We start from the raw sequence: 19,393 nt of genomic DNA, 5'->3' as shown, positions 1-19,393 counted from the left end.
CAACACCTTTAAGTTTAACGTTATATCTTGCGGCTGTCTCAAGTATAGCCTCCATACTTAAAGACGGCATTGATTTATTCATATTATTGGTCAGGAAAGTACCGCTCATTATATCAATGCCGTACGCAGACAATATCAGTTTTGCGAAACCTGAAATCAGCTTGCCTATACCGACACCTTCGCCTATCTCTTCGATCTTACTTTCCCCGAAAAGTTCCGCAAGAGAGGATATTGCGCAGTTTATTATTCCCGAGTCCAGAGAAAGAAGATAATCTTTCATAGAGCTGGAAATACTGACGCCGGGCAAAGATGCTACAATCTCATCAAAATGAGCTTTAATATAGGCAACTACATCCTCATTTCTCCCTTTCAAAGCGCCTGGTAGTGCAACGGTTCCGGCTGCACCTACGGCATTTGCAAGAACTGAAGAAATAACAGGCCTTATCCCTGTAACATCTGTTTGTTGAGCTTCATTTTCCGCAGTATTAACAAGGGTGATGACAGGGGCAGGCATTCCGGTCTGGTTTGCTATCATGCCTAATATAAGGTTATCCGTATAACTTGCCCGAGTTTTCCTGTCTGACTGCCATTGCGGGTTCAGGGCAAGATAAATAGTATTCACCTGGTTTCCTGTCAGTTTATTTTCCGCTATCAACTGTGAAATAAAAGCCGTAACCTGATCCCCGAATATGGACATAGGGTGTTCTGGCATGCTCTCAATGTAATTCTTTAACTGCGTAAGTGCATTAATAAGGTTTGTCTGGCCTGCAAATTCTTTATTGCTGCCCACCCAGGTATAAACCTGTTCTACCCAGGCTGCAGACCTGCCGTTTGAAACAAGCTCAGCCATAATTTCAAGCATCGCCCTGGGCTTTCCTATACTCCCGTTTTCACCGCCGAGTAATGAAAAGGCGTCAATAGCTTGTATATACATATCCATCTCTCTTTCACCGAGCTGTTCGCTGTTTGCAGCCTGGACTACCCTTTTAAGGTTATTTTTGTCAACATCGCCTGAAACGTCCCTTGTGATATCAAGGAAACTTTCACCTTTTTCAAGTTTGGCCTGTATATCTGCAGCCAAATCTTCTCTGGCAACTATAATTTCATAATTTCCTTTTCTTCTTGCCATAGGCCCGTCGTCAGTTGCGCGGATACGCATTATCTGCTGAACAAGGTCAGCGCTGTTAAGGAGCCTGGAGTTAGTGCCTGCTTCCCTGAAACTAATGGCACGTTCCGCAACGCCTTCTGCCGCTCCTTTACTAGCAGCGAAGTTTTCTCCCTCTATCAAATCTATCACAAAATAATGTTTCCTTACAGCTCCGCCGTCCGGGTCGCCTTCGATAGCACCTATAGTAGGCTTTTCGCCCCTGGCCTTTTCCTTGAGCTTGTAGGTTATCTTCCCGTCCTCGCCTACTACTTTTTCGGTTTCAAGTTTATTGTTTTGTATGTAATCTCTAAGCACCTGGCTGCCGAAGTCCCTCGTCGCTTTATTAGGAGCGTCAATAAATAACAGTTCGTCAAACACAACGGTCTTACCGTCTCTCACACCTTGTATCCTGACTCCTTTAATTACAATTTCCACCTCTTTTCCGTCGACAATTACCGTCTTTCTAACTTCAAAGTCCACAGGCTTTATATCTTTGGCTCTAAAATCTCCCGTGCTGTATTTTTTCACCAATTCTTTAACTGAGACATCAAAAGCCTCTTTCATTTTTTGGATGTCGTCAAATGCGATAACATTGTCCACTGTTTCAGTACCAAGGACAAAGTCAATAATAGCTCTAAATTTCTCTGCAACTGTCTCCACAAGGCTTACACCAACCCTGTCTTTCAACTCAGCCCTTGTCTCAAGAGTCAACCTTGTAGTTTCAGCACCGAGAGCAGCCGCGCTTTGGTCTATCGTATCCGTAGTTGCGGTAGCTGCAGCGATTGACACGCCCTGGCGCCTTAAGTAGGCAAGCCCTTTGGCTATGTTTGTAGAAGCGCTGTTCTGCGAGCGCATAGCTGCGTCAAGCATGGCAAGTTCAGTTGCGTGGTCAGCAGTTGTTATATGCCCTGCTACTTCCGCTGCCCGCCTAACTGCGAGCACGCTCATATTCATTTCACCGAGAATCGTATTTTCAAGGGTCCTTCCTCTGCCGTTCATCAATTCATAGTCATAAGTCCCGTCTTTGTTCTGTTTAAACGAAATATCCCTGCCAAATTTCATATCTTTTATGTTCTTTATCTCGCCAAATATATTAACAAGGGTTTCAAGAAGGGTTTGAGAATCAGCGTTGTTGTCCAATGACAGGCCCTTTGCTTTAAGCAATGCCATGAAGCGTTCGGTGCCTTTTTCGCCCCGTTGAACAGCTTCCAAAAACCTCTCTGCCAGGGCTAACATATCCTGGGGTGAACGCATCATCTCTTCCTTGCCAACGGTAAAATCATACAGGTCGCAGAGCGGCTCTACGAGCTCTGACATGCCTTTTTTATAACTATCGCCAAATTCCATTGATTTCGTCATATTAGATTTAAATTTCACAGCTATCCCCTGCGCTTCCTCGGTAGTTAAACCGTTTATAGGGATTTCACCTTTTGCCAAGGCTTCTAATACAGCTTCACCGTTATCATTGGATTTTCTTATCATTTCCGCAATTCTGGAGTAGCCCTCCTGAAGCCTTGAAAACTTCCCCTGGGACTTGCCAAGCACGGTATCTGTCTGGACTAGAAGCTTATGGATTTCATCGGCAAAAAGGCAGTTTGCTCCGTCAAAAACCTCTCCGCCGGCAAGTATTTCCCTGTCAAATGTCTCGCCGCTCATGAATATTATGCCTTTTTTCATTTTTCTGGCGTTCGGGTCGCTTGTAGCATCAAGGTTAAGCATCTCTTCTTTTGCCAGGTCCGGCCTTAATTTTACACAGTTATCAAACAACTGCTTCACAAGACTGCCCTGAGAAGTAAGAATTATTATCTTTGCGCTGCCTAGTTTTTTTGTTAATACATCATAAGCTGTCATTGCAGCTATGCCTATGGCCGATTCCTTGCCTTCGCCTGTACGCAATACCATAAGCTGAAGTGTAGGTATAGTAGATCCTCCGCTTTTAATATTTAATTGATCTAAGATAGTTGCCTCAGCCAGAGCTACGCAAAGACCGAGCTGGCCTTCTTTAACCCTGTAGTCGGCCCCTTGGGCTGCGATATTTTTAGCATCTTCTAGAAAAGAAGGCAGCATCTTTTTTATCAAGAGCTCACCGAGTTGTTCCGGGGTAAGTTTCATTATGTCTTCCCTTGATATCTCCATTATGTCTTTGCCTTCAACTCTTTTATTATATTCACTTAACAGTCTGGCTTCTTCTGCAGTTATTCCTGAACGGCCGTCAGGGGTTTTTAGTCCCTTATTTTCAGCCATTACCACCAATGCAGCAAGTTTACCGTTGTACATTGCCCTTGCATCTGCCATATACGCCTCAACCATGGCAGCTTTGACAGCTGCATCGGCAGTATCGCCAAGGATACCCTCAACTGCTGCAGTTATTCTGGCTCTAACTTCAGCCATTTTTGCTGCTGTCGGGCCGTCTGCTCCTGCAACAAGAAACCTAAATATGGCTTCTTTTGAAGCCTCAGGGTGCAATGCGCATGTCCTTGCGTCAGCCAGATAGGCCTCAACCATAGCGGCTTTAGCAGCTTTACTGGCGCTCGCCCCTTCAAGAGCTTTCTCTATTAGTGCCCGGGCTTCTGCCAGGTTTTCTTTTGACAGGCCTTCTGCTCCAGTCAGCAATTTTAAAACATCTCTTCTTGTCTCCTCACTCAATAATTTGTTTTCTGCAAAGCTGTTAAGCAGCGTGCTTAAAGTTTCATACTTCTTTTTATTCTCACTTTTAACTAAAGGAGAAACTCCCTGCGCCCTGTCTAACTTGATCCCTCTTTCCATAGCATAGTCAAGAGCAAGCGCTCTTGCTTCAGTCAGGGTTACTGTCCTGTCCCCTATGGTGATTATTGGTTCCTTGGAGGTAAAGTATCTTTCCAACGTCTCTTTAACAAAAGCGTTATCCTTTCCCTTGAAGATTTTTCTAATATTCTGAAAAGCGCTTTCAAGTTCGCTTTTTGTGGTCACTTCTTGAGGGGTTTGGTCGTGTTGGCCGGCTGCTTCAGCTGCGGCTTTTTCCTGAGCTTTGGTTATTTCTTCTGCTTTTTTGGCTTCCTCTGCCACCTTTTTGGCCTGTTCAGCTTTTTCATGCACATTAGCGCCTTCAATACTCAAGAAAGCTCCCAGAGTATAGCCGACTTTCCCGCCAATAGCTCCTAACACAGCCGATAATGCAATCTGGGTAAAAAGCTTTGAAATTTCAGTTAGAATCCCGCCGGGTAAGGATCCAATACCTTTAATAACAGCTTGTATCCTGTCGCCTGCACTAAATTTAATATTTTTAGAGGCCTCCTTAATTTCAACATCGCTCATTTTAGTGCCGGCTGCCTCAGCAGCTTCTACTTTTGCCTTTATCTTCTCCTGAGCTACCTCGCCGAACGCCTTCATCATCGCGCTTGAATATGCGGCGCCTATAGCAAACCCTATAAAGCTGGAAACAGTTTTCCAGCCGGCCTGAGACTTTTGATGTTCCAGTACGGCTATTTCCTCTTCATGCCCGCCCAGGCTCTTAAGCACAGCTATTTTCTTATCAAGACTGGAGTCTCCCCAGAATCCCTTTATAGTATCAACCCAGTTCATAGCCATACCTGATATCATGGATACCATCGGCAGCCTGTTTACAAAAAAATCCAAACCTGCCATACCCGGCCTTGAGGTATTAAGGACTCTCCCTAACAAGCTTATGCCGACCATATCTATGCCAACACTGCTTGCTTCAAGGAATATCCCTGCGGCTCCGTATTTGAGCCTGTCTCCTAAGTTATTGGAATCAACGGCCATTCCTGCAAACTCTCCTCCCAGGACAGCAAGATCGAAGTTTAGAAAACTCAAATGCCCGCCGCTCGCCTGCTTTTGTATGGCAGCCTTTAACTGGGCTTCTTTCTCCTCATCGGTCCCTTTAAATTGACTTAAAAGTGCCTTAAATATTTCAGGATTAAATAACTTTATTGTAACCATAGTAACACTGAGCGCAAGGTTGTTAAGGGAATTTGCCAATCCGTAAAGATGCAATGAGTTTAATAATTGAGCTGAGCTCTGCAGGACCTTGTTAACTGCTGTTGACATCATAAGCGCGCCTACGAACATATTGTTCCTGCTATTTACATTCCCTGTCACTAAATATGCAATACCAAAAACAAGGCCAACAACAGCCCCGACAAATATCTGAGCTGCTGCAGTAGCTCCTGCAAACGCAACACCTGTAAATTCTCCTCCGAACCCGCTTAAAAACCCTACCTGTACTGCCGCAAGAGTAGAACCTCCTGCAACGTTGCCGGCAAAGTTAAGGACCCCTCTGGCTATTCCTTGAAACGGTGCTGCCAGCTTTCCGCCAACCCATTGCCCGGCCCGGGCAAGGACAGAAGCCTGTTTTGCAGCCTGGGCAGCTTTTGCTCCGGCTTGTAAACCTTTTGCTGCGTTTGCTTCTGCTTGTGCAGCTTTTGCTGCTTTTGCCGCTGCTTGCGCTGCTGCTCTGGCGTTTACGATAGTCCCTAACCCGAACAAAGCACCGGAGATAGCGGCACCTACCATGAAACTTGAAACACCCTGCCTAGCCATGCTGCCCATGTTTATCATCTGGCCGTATGTCCCTGCCTGTTTGCTTGTATAGCCTTCAAAAACTTCACCTATAATCTGCGGCGCAGCATCAATAAGCCCCGTTGAGAAACCGCCTATAGCCATAGCTCTAAACAACCCGGCTACTCTTGTAAGACTGGCAATTGATCGTGCAGTTGATGCACAAGCAGCTTGAAGTGAAGCAATTTGCCCTATACCCGCAGTTAGAAGAATCATTAAACCCTGTTCACCAGCAAACAAAGCAATGTCACCTGCGGTAGCTGCTATAGATGTCCCAAATGAAGCCCTGCCGGCTATAGCTCTTAAATTGGCGTCTGCATTGCCGATCAACCCGCGCGCTATCTGGTCTTCTACGGCAGATATATGTTTGTAACCGCTTATCATTCCGCTTACTGTCATGCCGCCGTAATTTTCGCCTGTAATTGTCCCTTTAATATAGCTCCAGGACATACTCCATAAGCCTAAGCCGGTATCTAACAAAGCTCTATTCCCGGTCAATGCTGCTATGCCTAATCCAAGACCGGTTAGAGGTACGAACGAAACTGCTATTATTCCCATTACCAAACCAGCAGCAAGTGTAAAGACCCTGTCTAATACAGTACCAATACCGCCGGCAACCGCTCCGAAAGCGCTTCCGACCCTTTCTAAGGCATTTCTATCCTTAAATCCTAATAAGGCGCCCGTTTCTTGATTAGTAACAGCTATCCTTGCTCCTGCAAAGAAATCGGGATTTGCTTCTGCCCATTGGTTATCCACTATTTTTACGGCAGTATCAATCGTCATACCCGGAATGCCTTTCAACAAGGCCGTTACGCTGCCGTCCGAATTTATAGTAATATTCTGGAAATTCAGATCTCCTGTGGCAGGGCTCCTGGTTATCCTTGCGCCGCAGGCAAGAGAGCTGTTACCGTCCTGGTCAAAGAAGACCTTTTCATTTATTACTCCTCTGTCGAACGTTGTCACTGTAACTATTGCACGGGTAAAGACTTGATCTTTGAGGTTCTCTCTGCTTTTTACCACATATTTTACTTCACCTCTGGTTACGACTTCTCTGTCCACAGAGACCCTATAGTAGGGTTCTGCTATATAAATGCCGTCATCGCTGTATTCAACATAAGAGACTTTACCGTCTTTCTGCAGCCTGGCCGCTTCTTCCGGGTTGTCTCTCACAAACGTTTCCCATTCAGCTTTTGTCATATTCTTGATATCAGAATTGTTATACTCGTTCATCTTTTCCAATTCGACACTATAGGATTCCCCGGCTGAGATTGTATAGCCGACAAGTTCACCGCTTTCATTATAGTTATACCTGGTAACCTGGTTCTTGTAATACGTAGCGACAACGGTCCCGTCAAGCCTGTTTTCAACTGACCCGGGCAGGTTAGCGTTGGCATCGTTTCTCACCTCGTAGGCGATCTTGCCATTTTGGCCGTAGTGATACTCAATTTTTGATTCGGCTAACACCAGCCTTGTACCCTTATCATGGTCTAAATCATAGTCCAGCTGGGTCTTGTTAATGCTTGCTATCCTTCCGTCACTATCGTTGTAAGTGTAAACATTTATTTCATCTACTTTTCTAGACCTTCCAAGCACATCAACCATATTAGAAGACCAGGTATTGGACATCACGTGTTCCGAACTTATCCTTCCTTTTTGATCGTAAGTATAGGTTGTTATTGAATCGTAATTAAGCGTTTCAGTTACAGCCTTTTTGCCGCTTACATCATTGGTGCCTGCATAGACCACTACATCAACTTTTCCTTTTACGGTTATCTTGGTAACTCTTCCTCCGCCTTCCGGCCCGTATGTATATGCTGTTGTAAGGTTATGATATATCTCAGCCCCTGCGGACGAATCAAGGGATATAATTTTTCCGTTCTGTATGGAAGCTGTCATCCTGCCGAATTCGTCATAGGCAAAATCATTCGTTACATTTACTTTCTCGCTTAACTTGCCGCCCTCAAAGATTGTACCGTTTGAGGTCGTTCTTTTTACCAGGCCGTTGCTAAAATATTCGTAAAGTGTGGTGTAGCCTTTATTATATGCACCCAAGCGGCCGTTAACAGTTTCGCCGTAAGTTACTGTATTGTCGGATATACTTGAAGTAATGCTGCCTCTCTTGGTCTCACTATAGATGCGCCCGTCTGTATAATACTCATAATGAGTTGAAACATTGTATGTCTTTTTTTCGCGCTGTACCGTAATTGTTTCTTCCCGCTCCCTGCCAGCTCGCGTCTCTTGGCCATCAACACCGATATACTGGACACCTGTTACTACTACATCAACAGGTTTGCCGGACGCATCATACGCGGCATAATAAGTCGTAAAGTTTTCATACTGCACAGTCTGGCGTTTGTCAGACTCGTTATAAACCACGCCGTTAACTGTAGTCGACTTTATCAGCCCGTTCTCATAATACGAATACTCCGTGGTCACGTTCTGATAGTCGCTCCATTGACCTTGGCCTGTAGCCAGGTCGCCCTTCCAGACCCTGCCGCTTTCAACAGTGCTTAAAAGCACGCCATTGGCATAATTGTATGTCGTAGTTTTACCTGCAGCGTCATACATTATGCTTTCACCCGGGATGTTCGATGTTATAGAGCCGAACTCTGTCTTTGTTTTTATCAGCCCGTTCTCAAAAGTAAGTTTTGTCGTGACATTAAACACTTTTTCCTGAGGCGTAAATACGACCGGCACCATTACAGGCTGGCCGGTTTTATCATCAATTACAGGTTCGCCTGTTTTCTCATCAACCTTCGGGACATTTACAACCGCAGAACGTTCTCCTATGAGCTGTTTTCCGGTCGTCATATATTCGTCAGCCTGGCCGGTTTTTTCATCGTAATGCAGGAATGTAGTTGTAAACTCTTTGTATGTAACTGTTTTTGTCTGATCGGTGAGGTTTTTTACTGTCCCGTTCTGAACAGTCTGAGCTATCGTTCCGTCAGCATTATAGGAATATGTTGTGGTAGTGTCGGTTTGAATGACCTGGCCGCCGGCCCAATTGCCGGAAGCGTCCTGATAGGCGCCTAGAGTAGTGTAGCCTGCTTCCTTTACACCGGAAAGCATTCCTGTTGAACGGTCATAAAAATAGGTGGTCACCTTTCCGTCAGACAATTTGCCGTCCGCTCCTATACGGCCGAACAAAATGCTGTCGCCCGGCTTGCTTGACATTATAGATCCGAGTTCTGTCTTCGATTTCATCTTGCCGGTCAAATCATCATACTTTACATCGCTTGTCGTGATGTTATATGTATAGGTAACAGCTCTTACAGTTACTGTCTCGGTTCCACCCGCAGGCGTTTTTTGAACGACTGTTGTGTCTTCTCCAACTATCTTGACCCCTGTAGTTGTCCAGGAGGTAGGCCTGCCCTGAGCGTCATAAGATAAATAAGTATTTTTGAAATTAACGAATTGTATAGTTTTTGTCGGGTCAGTCAGGTCTCTTATAATCCCGTTCTCAGTCGTGCTTGCAAGAAGCCCTTTGTCATTGTAGGTATAAGTTGTCGTATGATTTTCTAAACGATATGTATGGCCGCCGGCTGTCATTAAGCCGTTTTCTGTGCTTGAGGCCAGCGTACCGTCGGTATTGTATGTATATGTAGTAGTTTTTGGGATAAAAGTGCCGCTTGAATCATAGCCTCCGTAAAAGACATCTCCGCCAGGCCTGTTTGAATCTATAGAGCCTGCCTCGGTTTTTGAAACAAGCTGGCCCAGGCTGTTATAGCTCATCTGTGCAGTAACATTATAAGTTTTAATTTCAGGAATAAAATTTACATTTTTATATTCTCCGGTCAAAATAACCGCACCGTGTTCATCAGTTTTTGTTACAGGCACTCTCAGGACTGCTTTTTCCTCTCCTATTATTTGCTGCCCTGTAGTAAGGGTCCTGGTAGCTCTTCCCATGCTGTCATAGTCAAGATACGTGGTCATAAAGTTGACATATTTTACTGTTTGTGTCTGGTCGTTCAGGTTACGCAGCGTGCCGTTTCTTGTCATCGTGCTTATACGGCCGTCATCCCTATAGGTATATTCCGTAGTATCGTTGTCTATTTGTATTCTCTGGCCGTTAACTAGACCTTCTTTCATGTTAACCGTGACTTTCGTCTGCCTTCCCTTGATGTCATATTCATAAGTAGTTATTTTCCCGCCGTTAGCCGCAGCGTATTGTTCAAGCACGCCGGACGCACTGGATATGACCGAGCCTGTTTCAATTTTTTGCACAAGCTTTCCGTTGGCATAAGTCAGTTTGCCGTGCATATCATGCGTTATGGTTTCTGTCTGGGTCACTGCTGCCGATGAGTCTAACCTGCTTCTTGTAATAACCCTGTTATCGTCATATCCTGTTAAATTACCAGAGGCGTCATAATTCCCTGTTACCCCGCCCGTTTGAGTTACCCTGACAAGGCTGCCGTTATCCATCACATAACCTGTCCCGACAATATCCAGCTCGCCAAGGCAGTTAGCTTGAAGCGTTGTTGTACCAAGAGCACTGTTAGATACATACGTCTGCCCGCCTAAAGTAAAACTTCCTCCCATCGCTACCTGGAAACTTGCGCCGGTAGTAGTAAATATCGAAGAAGAAAAACCCTCGGCATCGTTATAATGCATTATGGTGCCTGACACGTCCCAGCCTTCATAATCGTTCTTTCCGTTGTGGTTAGAGACTACACCGTTAACGAGATAGCTCTTCGGGCGTCCTGCACCGCCGGCCCCGCCGCCCTCGCCGGGTTTAGCTATGTGCATATCGGTAATAGTCATATTGCCGTCTAATACTGCGATGCCCTTTTCCGTGAAAGTAACTAGAGCCCCGGCTGCTAAAGTGAATTTTGATTTGTCTTTGGTAGTACCTTTCCATTCCTCTGTGGTTCTTATCGATCCATCTGCAAAGACGCTAAATTTTGTGCCCTGTTTAATTATCTGGTCGCCCCATTTCATATCCACAGTCGTTCTTAGCGTTGTAACCCCTAAACCGGCTAAATGGCTCATCACACCCTTGTACAGGTCAATAAATTCCCCGGCCTTAAATACAATCGTAACATTTCCTTTCATTGCAGTATCAGTAACGGCTTTTCCGCTGGCATCAAAGAGTTCATAATTGCCGAGGCTAAATTTATCTAAACCGACAGACACTGAAACTCCAAGTGTTCCTGCTGTCCAGCCGGATGATGTATAAACCAAACTTCCGCTGTCAACACTGACCCTGTTGCCTCCTACAGTTAAATGCGAGCCTGCTAAAGCTTCTGCTCCGAGGCCTATGGCCGCCCATTTTCCGCCTAACATAGTAATGGTAACATTACCTGCTGCATCGCCGCTTATATCGATATAACTGCCGTCTTCCGCTTGGTTATAAACCCCGCGAGTCCTTATAGTAGGCGGCTGGCCCTGGGCATTACCGTCACTGTTTTTATTGTCAAGCGCTACCCTGACAGCCTGTTCTTTACCCAGCTTTGCATGAAAATCAAGCTGGGTTATCTCTAACTCCCCTTTTGCTACGTTTAAAATAATATTATCTATATCGCCTTCAACCGGGACGGTGCCGGCTTTCCCGCTCTGGACAACAGCAGTGCCTCTGACAGCTCCTTTTACTGACATTGAGCCGTCACTGTTAAAAACAAGGCCTAGGGCTGCGCCGGCAGCAAATTTCATGGGAGAATCTTTTGGCAGCATAGTGCTAAGCATAGCTGACGTCAAACCTGCGCTGGCATCAAGTTCGAGCCTGCTGTCAGCATTTACATGAATATAGGCAAGCGAATTCCTGCCGGGCCCGAGGACCTTGTCAAGCAGGCTGATTGTCCCGGATTTTTCAAGCGCCCTGACAGTATTATAAAGGCCTGAGCTCCAGGTTTCGTTTGTACCCGAAAACTTGACATCTAAACCTACAGCCATATAATCTGCGATTTCTTTTAGGCTTCCTGCTGTTTTTACAACGCTAACCGCAATGGTTCCGCCCAGATATGCAGTGGCTACATTTTGAGCCCACTGGCTTATCTTATAGGAACTTATGTTTGAAACGAACCTGCCGGTGGCTATGTCTGCGGCAAAGGCCCTTGCTCCGGACAATATATTCGAGGCTCCGGAAAACAGGTTAGAGAGAGCCTTGAAATTCTCATTTACAAAATCACTTGCGTTCCTCCAGACATCCGCGGATATATTGGCAATTGCATCAACGCTGAAACCCATGCCCAGGGACTGCGAAAGGAAGAACGACTGCATAAATATTTTTTCTGTAGCAGTGCCTGAAAACATGCCCTTGCCTGCTGCGATATCGGCAATGGTGCCAAAAAGGCTTTTAACAGACGTTTCACCCGTAACAAGGGATAAGGCCTGTCTTGCGCTGTCATTCTTAAAGAAGGTCAATAGAGGATTTGCATTGGTGGCAGCCTGGGCAGCAGCCTGAGCAGCATCCGGGACACCAGGTGAATATGCGTAGTGCGGGCCTGCTGCTGCTACTTCTGCGCTCTTAACAGCTGCCGTATATGAATCAGTTAAATTCTTGTCAGCAACCCATTTGCCGGTTTTCTGGTCATAGATCTGCGCCTGCCCGGCAAACACCATTCCCACCATTTTGTATTTTCCGTTGCTCTGCAGCTGATATATACAGCCGTTAGTAGCATTTAATTTGAAACCCGACTGGCCTGCGACAGGTAAGTTAACACCGTTGGGCACAACATCAATTTCCTGGTTAAACGCTGCATTTAACTGCTGGGCCTGCATGTATGAGTTATAGGCATTAAGAAGAGCATTGCACTGAAAACCTTTTTCTGTTAAGGAGATCTCTGAACCTGCGGCAACTGTAAGATTTATGCCTTTGTAGTTTACGTTGTAACTCTTTGAGAGAGTAATAGTTCCGTCAGCCTTTGCAGTAAAGTTTTCTCCGGCCTTCATAGTCCAGCCGGCCTCGCTCCAGGAAACATCATTCTTAAGTTTAAGGTTAAAGCTTTTAATATTGTTGGCTGTACAAATACCTATAATAACGCTGTTTACTTTATTATTAGCTATTAACTGGTTATCATTGAATTTTAAGGCATAGGAAGCTCCATCCTTGCCGTTTCCAAGTTCGATCTGGGCACCGTTTATCGTATTGCTATTGTATGTCCCGGTGTTTACCCCAATTGAACGCATGCCGTCTGCACCTACCTGAACCTTAAATCCTGCATCTATGGCAAACTGCCCGAAGAACGAGCCTGCTTTTGTGGCTGTCAAGGTAAATTTGGTGTTTGCCTTTGCAACAGCCATAAGCATTCCTACGGCGTTATTCACATACCCGTCGCTTATTGCAAAATTTATTCTGCCGTCTTTACCGATTTTAAGGCCGTCAACTTTAAAACCTTCCGTATAGGCGTCCAAATTCCCGGCTGCCATTGATACTTGAACCGTCCTTCCTGCAATGCCGCTCGTAAAGCCGCTGCCATTAGGATCATTTAAAAGCACGCCGGATTCGACTTTTATGTCTATGTCATGGCCGCCCACGGAGATAGTCACTTGTGAGCCTTCGTCATACTTTGTACCAGGCCCCTGCACCCTCCATCCTTCTCCGCTTGAATCACTAATATAAGAAATAACTGCATCTTTAATGTTTTTTCCTGAGGTTATAAGCCAACCGTCTTTGCCATCTATAGTTTTGCTTACAATCTTGCCTGCAGTACCTACCTCAGAAGGGGTACCATCGCCACCGCCGCCTGCTGCTGGTGGTTTTTGAACAAAAAACTCTTTCTGTATATGGAAATCCGCCCTGGCTAAAGATACTCCATCATTTGTTACTGCCAATTTAATATTGTCAAAATAGTTTTTCTGTTCATTGCCGAGGCTGTCCTTTGCAGAGCCGTATAGTTTTCCGCTGGCCTCAATTTTGCCGTCATTAGCAATAGTTACATGTAAGCTTTGATTAGCATCAAAAGTCACTTTGTCGTTATTAAGTTTTAATTTGTCAACTTGTGCCGTAAACGAAAAACTTCTATCTTTACTGTTGAATTTGACATCTTTTTCCTTTACCCCAAATTTCTCGGATATTTGTTTCTGTGTTTCCTTTACCAGATCCTGATACGCCTTGTATGCCTGATTATAGTCTTTGAACCCGAAAGCCGTCGGGTTTTTCAAAGCCTTATAGGCATCATTGATCTTACCCATCGCAGCGCCGAAAGCCGTAACAGCAGCCTGCGCAGCCGCACTAAATCGGCCTGTAGTATTGTATTTACTTTCACCACGTCCGCCCTCGGCATTTTTGCCGTCGCGTTGATAGGTGATAGACTCCCACTTCCTTCGCTCATATTCATCGCTTCCTTCCTTTGCGCCGTTTGCTGCTGCATATCTTCTTGCAGCATCTTCATCTACATCATCACTGTTACGGCGGCCACCGCCGCCGCCACCGTCACCTTTATCTTTGTCCTTATCTTTATCTTTATCTTTATCTTTATCTTTGTCTTTGTCTTTGTCTTTGCCATTGCCTTTGTCTTTGTCTTTGTCTTTGTCTTTATCCTTATTACCCCCATTACTGCCGTCGCAGTTATGAGTCAGCATAAAATTTGCGTAAAAAGTTTTATATCCAGAGACTTTACTAAAACTATAGGTTTGTACTAAACCAGGTTTATATTCTATAGATACTAATTTACCAAATGAACCATCGCTTTTTTGTACCCTGTCTCCTATAGCCAATGTTTTTAAAACTTCTCCTCTCAACCCGGCATAATTTCTCCTCGTAGCACTAGGGTCGAGTGATTTCCAGCCTTCTTCTGTACGAAGCGGATGGTCATTTGTAAGTTTTAAGATAGTCCCTTCATCAAATGTTAATATATATATATGGTCTCTTACCGGCTGTATTAGTTCAAGCACTTCCTCTGGCATATTCTTTGTGCCGTCAAAACCAAGCACCATCTCGCCGACTTTTACTTCCTCAATATTTTTTTGGCTGTTGTCTGCCATTAAAATCTTTGTTCCTGCCGCAAAACAACATGCTTCTCTTGCTCCCCGGATAGACTTTGTCTGTTCAGTTGAAAGTTTTGTGGCTTTGCCGTCTAAATTACCTGAAGTAAGGACGTTATAGTTACCGTTTGCGTCGCCCGTATAGTTTTTACTTTTCATCCAGGCCTGAAGATCATCCATTGATTTGAAAGTATTCGTGCTTTTATCCCTTGAATCCTGAGAGACAAGCTCTCCTTTTTCATTCCTGGTAAGAGTTATATAATGATCGCCACCTACATGTACAACCAGACTCTGGCCGGCCTTCAAATTATCCAGGGCTGTCTTTAAATCTGTATTGTAGGCGCTTAAATTAATGCCGTTTTTCTCTGCGGTCTTCTGTATTGCAAACATGCTCAACTGCATCTGCTGGTCCGGGTTTTCAAGGTTTTTGCCAAAATTCCCTGTTAAAACATCTACGAGAATAGCAGACATCGCCAGATCGCCTATATCCTGGCCTGAAGCAAGGTTTTTCAATGCCGCAATCGCACAGTTAAATATGTCTTTGCCCTGTTTTTGCAGGTAATCGATTATCCCCTGCGCCCCATCAACAGAAAGCTTAACCAGCTGGTCCTTAGACAACCCTAGAGTTGCCGCCATTTTTGCCTGTTCCTCAGCACTTGCTGAAGCATACTTTTTAAGCCACTCGCTGATAGCTGAAATAACCTTTTGAGCATCTGATTGGGTAGTGCCCTGGACACCTGTAGCAATTTTGGTACCATTATCGGAAACATTGGTTTGTGTTCTAAATACCTTCTTGCCGCCTAACTCTTCTATCCGCTTGTTTATTGCACTTACTACACGCCTGCTTAACCCGCCGCTCTCAGCCGCCTTCTCAAGGAAACTTACATCGGTCATTTTCTCCAATAACTGCGATACCGCCTTCATGTTCCCCCTATTCCACGGCATCCAGTTTGCAACTTTATCAACAAACACTTCTCCATCAGGTATCCCCATATCAGGGCCGCGCAGGACCGCGCTCTTTAATACTTTATTGCCTTCTGATAATTGGTTTATCACTGCCTTGAACAAATCCACGTCACCTTTGGCCTCTAACGCCTTTGCCAATCCTGCAAAATCCAGAACACCGTCCTTCGTATATTGACTTATTATATTAGCCGCTGCCTTTGTTGTGTCAGGTTTGCCTATCAGCTTTTCTATTTCTGCACGGACTCCGTCCTCCAAACTTTCTGTCATGACAAATATAGAATCCAACGATTTCTGCAGATTTCTGCCTATCTCCATATTACTTGCTTTCATAGTTTTTACTAACTTATCAAGATCCGCAAAAACAGCTATTTGATAGCCTATGTTTCTCATATCAGCCAGATTCTTCGGGTCTGTTACCCAGTTCTTTATGGTTCCTACGATTGATCTTATAGTATCCTTCGTTATCTGGCCTGTTTTTGATTCAATATGGAACCTGGCTATATTTGTTAGCGAACTTAAGAACCAGGCCCCGGCATCGGCATTTATGCCTGTTAAACCTGCCATGTTCTTCTGTACATCTGAAATGAAGTTTCTCAACTCTGTACCGGTCAACCCTAATAACTTTGTTTTTATCGTGCCTGCCAATGCGTTATCCCCGGCCCGCTTTGCTGAATCGTGAAATATGGACAACATATTTACCGCAGAAACACGCAGGTTTATATTGCCGCCTTCAGCATCGCTTAAATGCATACTCTTATCTACAAATGTCACAAATTGAGACATCAGCGATGCAGCCACCCCTTGCCTATGCGTTCCATTGCTCATCATCTGGTTAAGTACTCCGCCTAATATATGAACAAGCCCGTTGCGGTTTTGCCAAGAAATACTTATTTTGTTATTATTGACATCTGATAAGAAGCTGTTCAATCCTGTTAATATCGTATTTGTCCTGGAACTAATATCTTTGGTGCCTGTGTGCGAGTCTATGTCACCCTTATGCAGCAATAGATTCCCTAACGCTATAGCTATGTTACCCCTCTCATCCGCGTTTACAGAGCCATCACCAAGTTTTGCCATGAAGTTATCTATAATAGCACCGACATTTATTCCTTTAAATGAATCCATTACCTTTCCGGCTGCAGCGCCGTTATGCATCTGCGTTGTCCGGAATAAATGCGTTATCTCGTTGATCAAAAATGCCTTTTGATTTAAAGTCCCGGATTGTATCGCACTCTTAAATATGTCCGTTACTTTCCCCTGCAACGCTTTATTGGCATCATTATCTTGCGGACGCCAAAATAGTTCTATAGCCAAGCGGTTAAATGTCCAGAGTACACCATTCTGCTGGCCCTCGTTCAACCCTTTATAGGAATCACTCTTTATAAAATTGGCTGTCAGGTCAACTATCTTGTTTTCCAGGGCTTTTAGTATATCAGAGCCTATGTAATTTTTATCCTTATACATCTCTCTCATCTGAACGGTAACTACCATCACGGACTGGTTGAGGACATTCGCACGCTGCGCGCCATCCACCACGTTAGATGTAGTAGTCAAGACGCTTTCGGTAAAATCTACGAATGACTTAAGCAAATTCTCCCGCAAGGACTTTGACACCCCTGCTAGCCCGTTCTGCCAGTTCTTGCCCAGGAACCCTGCTACGGCATCATACGCCTTCCAGAATGCTTCCTTGTCAACGCTTATACCCTTATCCAGAACAGCTTTAAGCGCCCCGATCAAACTGCCGATAACCTTACCTTTCTCTTCACCCTGCAGCCCTTTCCAATTATCTGAATTCATGAAGTCTTTTATTCCGCCTAATACCTTGTTAAGCTCTTCAGCCGTAACACTGCCTGGATTATTTTTCATCCTATCGGTAATATTTGTTAACAGGTCACCCCACATCTGGCTCTGACACTCAGGCTTATCTATCCTCTTTATGACCGCTATTGCAAGATCCGTGTTCCCACTGGCCTTAAGCTCCTTCGTTAATCCTGCATAATCTATCACCCCGTTCTTCGTGAACTGATTGATCAAATTTATCGCTGCCTGCCCTATCTCTCCGGGTTCCGTAGGAGGCTGCGGTGCAGGCATCGGAATCGGCGCAGGCATAACCGGACCATTTATCGGAGGTGTTACTCCGCCTAACTCATCTATCCGCTTGTTTATTGCTCTTTCTACTCTTCTGCTCAACCCGCCGCTCTCTACGGCCTTCTTTAGAAAACTTGCATCCGTCATATTATCTAAGAGCTGCGCTACAGCCTTCATATTTCCCCTATTCCACGGCATCCAGTTTGCAATCCCCATATCAGGACCATGTTGAGGCTTACTCTTTGATAACTGATTTATCACTGCTTTAAACAGATCCACATCCCCTTTGCTTTGTAATGCTTTCGCTAAACCAGCAAAATCTATTACGCCATCCTTCGTATACTGATCGATCACTTCTTTGGCTGCCTTGCTCATACCATCGGGTTGAGGCGAGGACCTTGAACCGTCCGGCCTGCCTGTGAAAGATGACCATATATTCTTAAATAAATCTACATAGAACCTGCCCTTTGTATTTTTTCGCGTATCAGCGTCTAAGCCGACACCTGCCCCGTCCTGCGTAAGCATCTTTTTGGTCCACAATTTATTGAATTCATCTAAAGACATGGTTTTTCTAGTCTTGCCGTCTTCACCTATATAGGCAACTTTACCGTTTGTTATGCTTAAGACGATTGCAAACTCAGTTTTACCATTTCCAAAATCCAAATGCGCTATTACCGGTCCTGTCTTTAACGCTGCCTTTAATCCTTCTATATCTGATTTTACGGCAGTTAAATCTATCCCGTAATGTTTCGCCGCCTTTATAATATCTTCCATGCTTACCTGCGAGTCTGCTCCGTCTTTTTGTTTGTTCTTCATTACTGTATTTACTATTCGCGACAGGAATAAGGTTATCTGGGCCTTTGCCTTGTCTGTAAGCCCGGATACGGCCTTGCCAAAATTAGAGAACCCTTCCACTAAAGCTGAGGCTTCTTGAAGCATACGGGATCCAAAGGGCTGAAACCCTTGTGCACTCTGCGTATTATTCTGGTTTGACGCCACATTTTGCTGAGGCCCTGCTGCGGATGTCCCCTGGACGGACTGCCCTTCATTTGGCCCGCCATTGGCCAGCCACGATTGGTAGGCATTGATCATCTGCGATGTTATGGTGTTTATTATACGGCTCAAATTATTTTGCCATTGTGCAAAACGGCCGCCTATGTTCTGGCCAACCGCGCCTACAGCATCGCCTACTCCCTGAGCTTTTATTTCCGTTCTTGTCCCGTCGGGGTTTAAGGTAAAAAGCTTTGTATCAGTCTTATTTTGATCTTCAGAATTCGGTGAAAAAGTCGTGACTAAATTCTTTGTTTTGTCTATTATCTCTACGAGCTGGCCGGCTTTGTTGAAGTTATATACCTGGTTGCTCGCCTGGTCAAAATATGATGTCATGCCGCTATTATTTTGCATCTGGTTGACTGAGCCCCAGCTCTGTGTACCCATCACATTCTGCTGGCTTGCCATTTGTCTTTTTATACGGTCACGGTCTTCCTGCCACGTACTATAACCACTTGACCACATTGTGCTTATTATAAAACATGCCAGCGTTACCATTGAAGTTATCTGCTTCGGGTATTTCGAAACAAAAAAACGGTACAGAGCCCGGTCCGCTGAAGCGGGCAGTTTAGTTATGTACTCCCAGATCATAAGTAACTTTTGTTTTAAGATTTTCATCCCTTCATTGATTGATTCTTTTGCCGAATTAATTCTGGTAAACAT

Annotated in this window: 1 protein-coding gene (running past one end of the window); it reads right to left on the bottom strand. The window is 44.8% G+C overall.

The genetic code is table 11. The features are described 5' to 3' along the window. On the bottom strand, positions 1–19,393 hold the 5' portion of the coding sequence (locus LHV68_00665; protein ID MCB4790379.1) for a hypothetical protein. It extends 17,141 nt beyond the left edge of the window; only the first 19,393 of its 36,534 coding nucleotides appear in the window; it begins with the start codon at positions 19,391–19,393; the stop codon falls past the left edge of the window.

It is taken from the genome of Candidatus Liberimonas magnetica, from assembly GCA_020523885.1.
Classification (GTDB): Bacteria; Elusimicrobiota; Endomicrobiia; order Endomicrobiales; family JAFGIL01; genus Liberimonas; species Liberimonas magnetica.
This window is presented reverse-complemented; position numbering and strand designations above follow the sequence as displayed.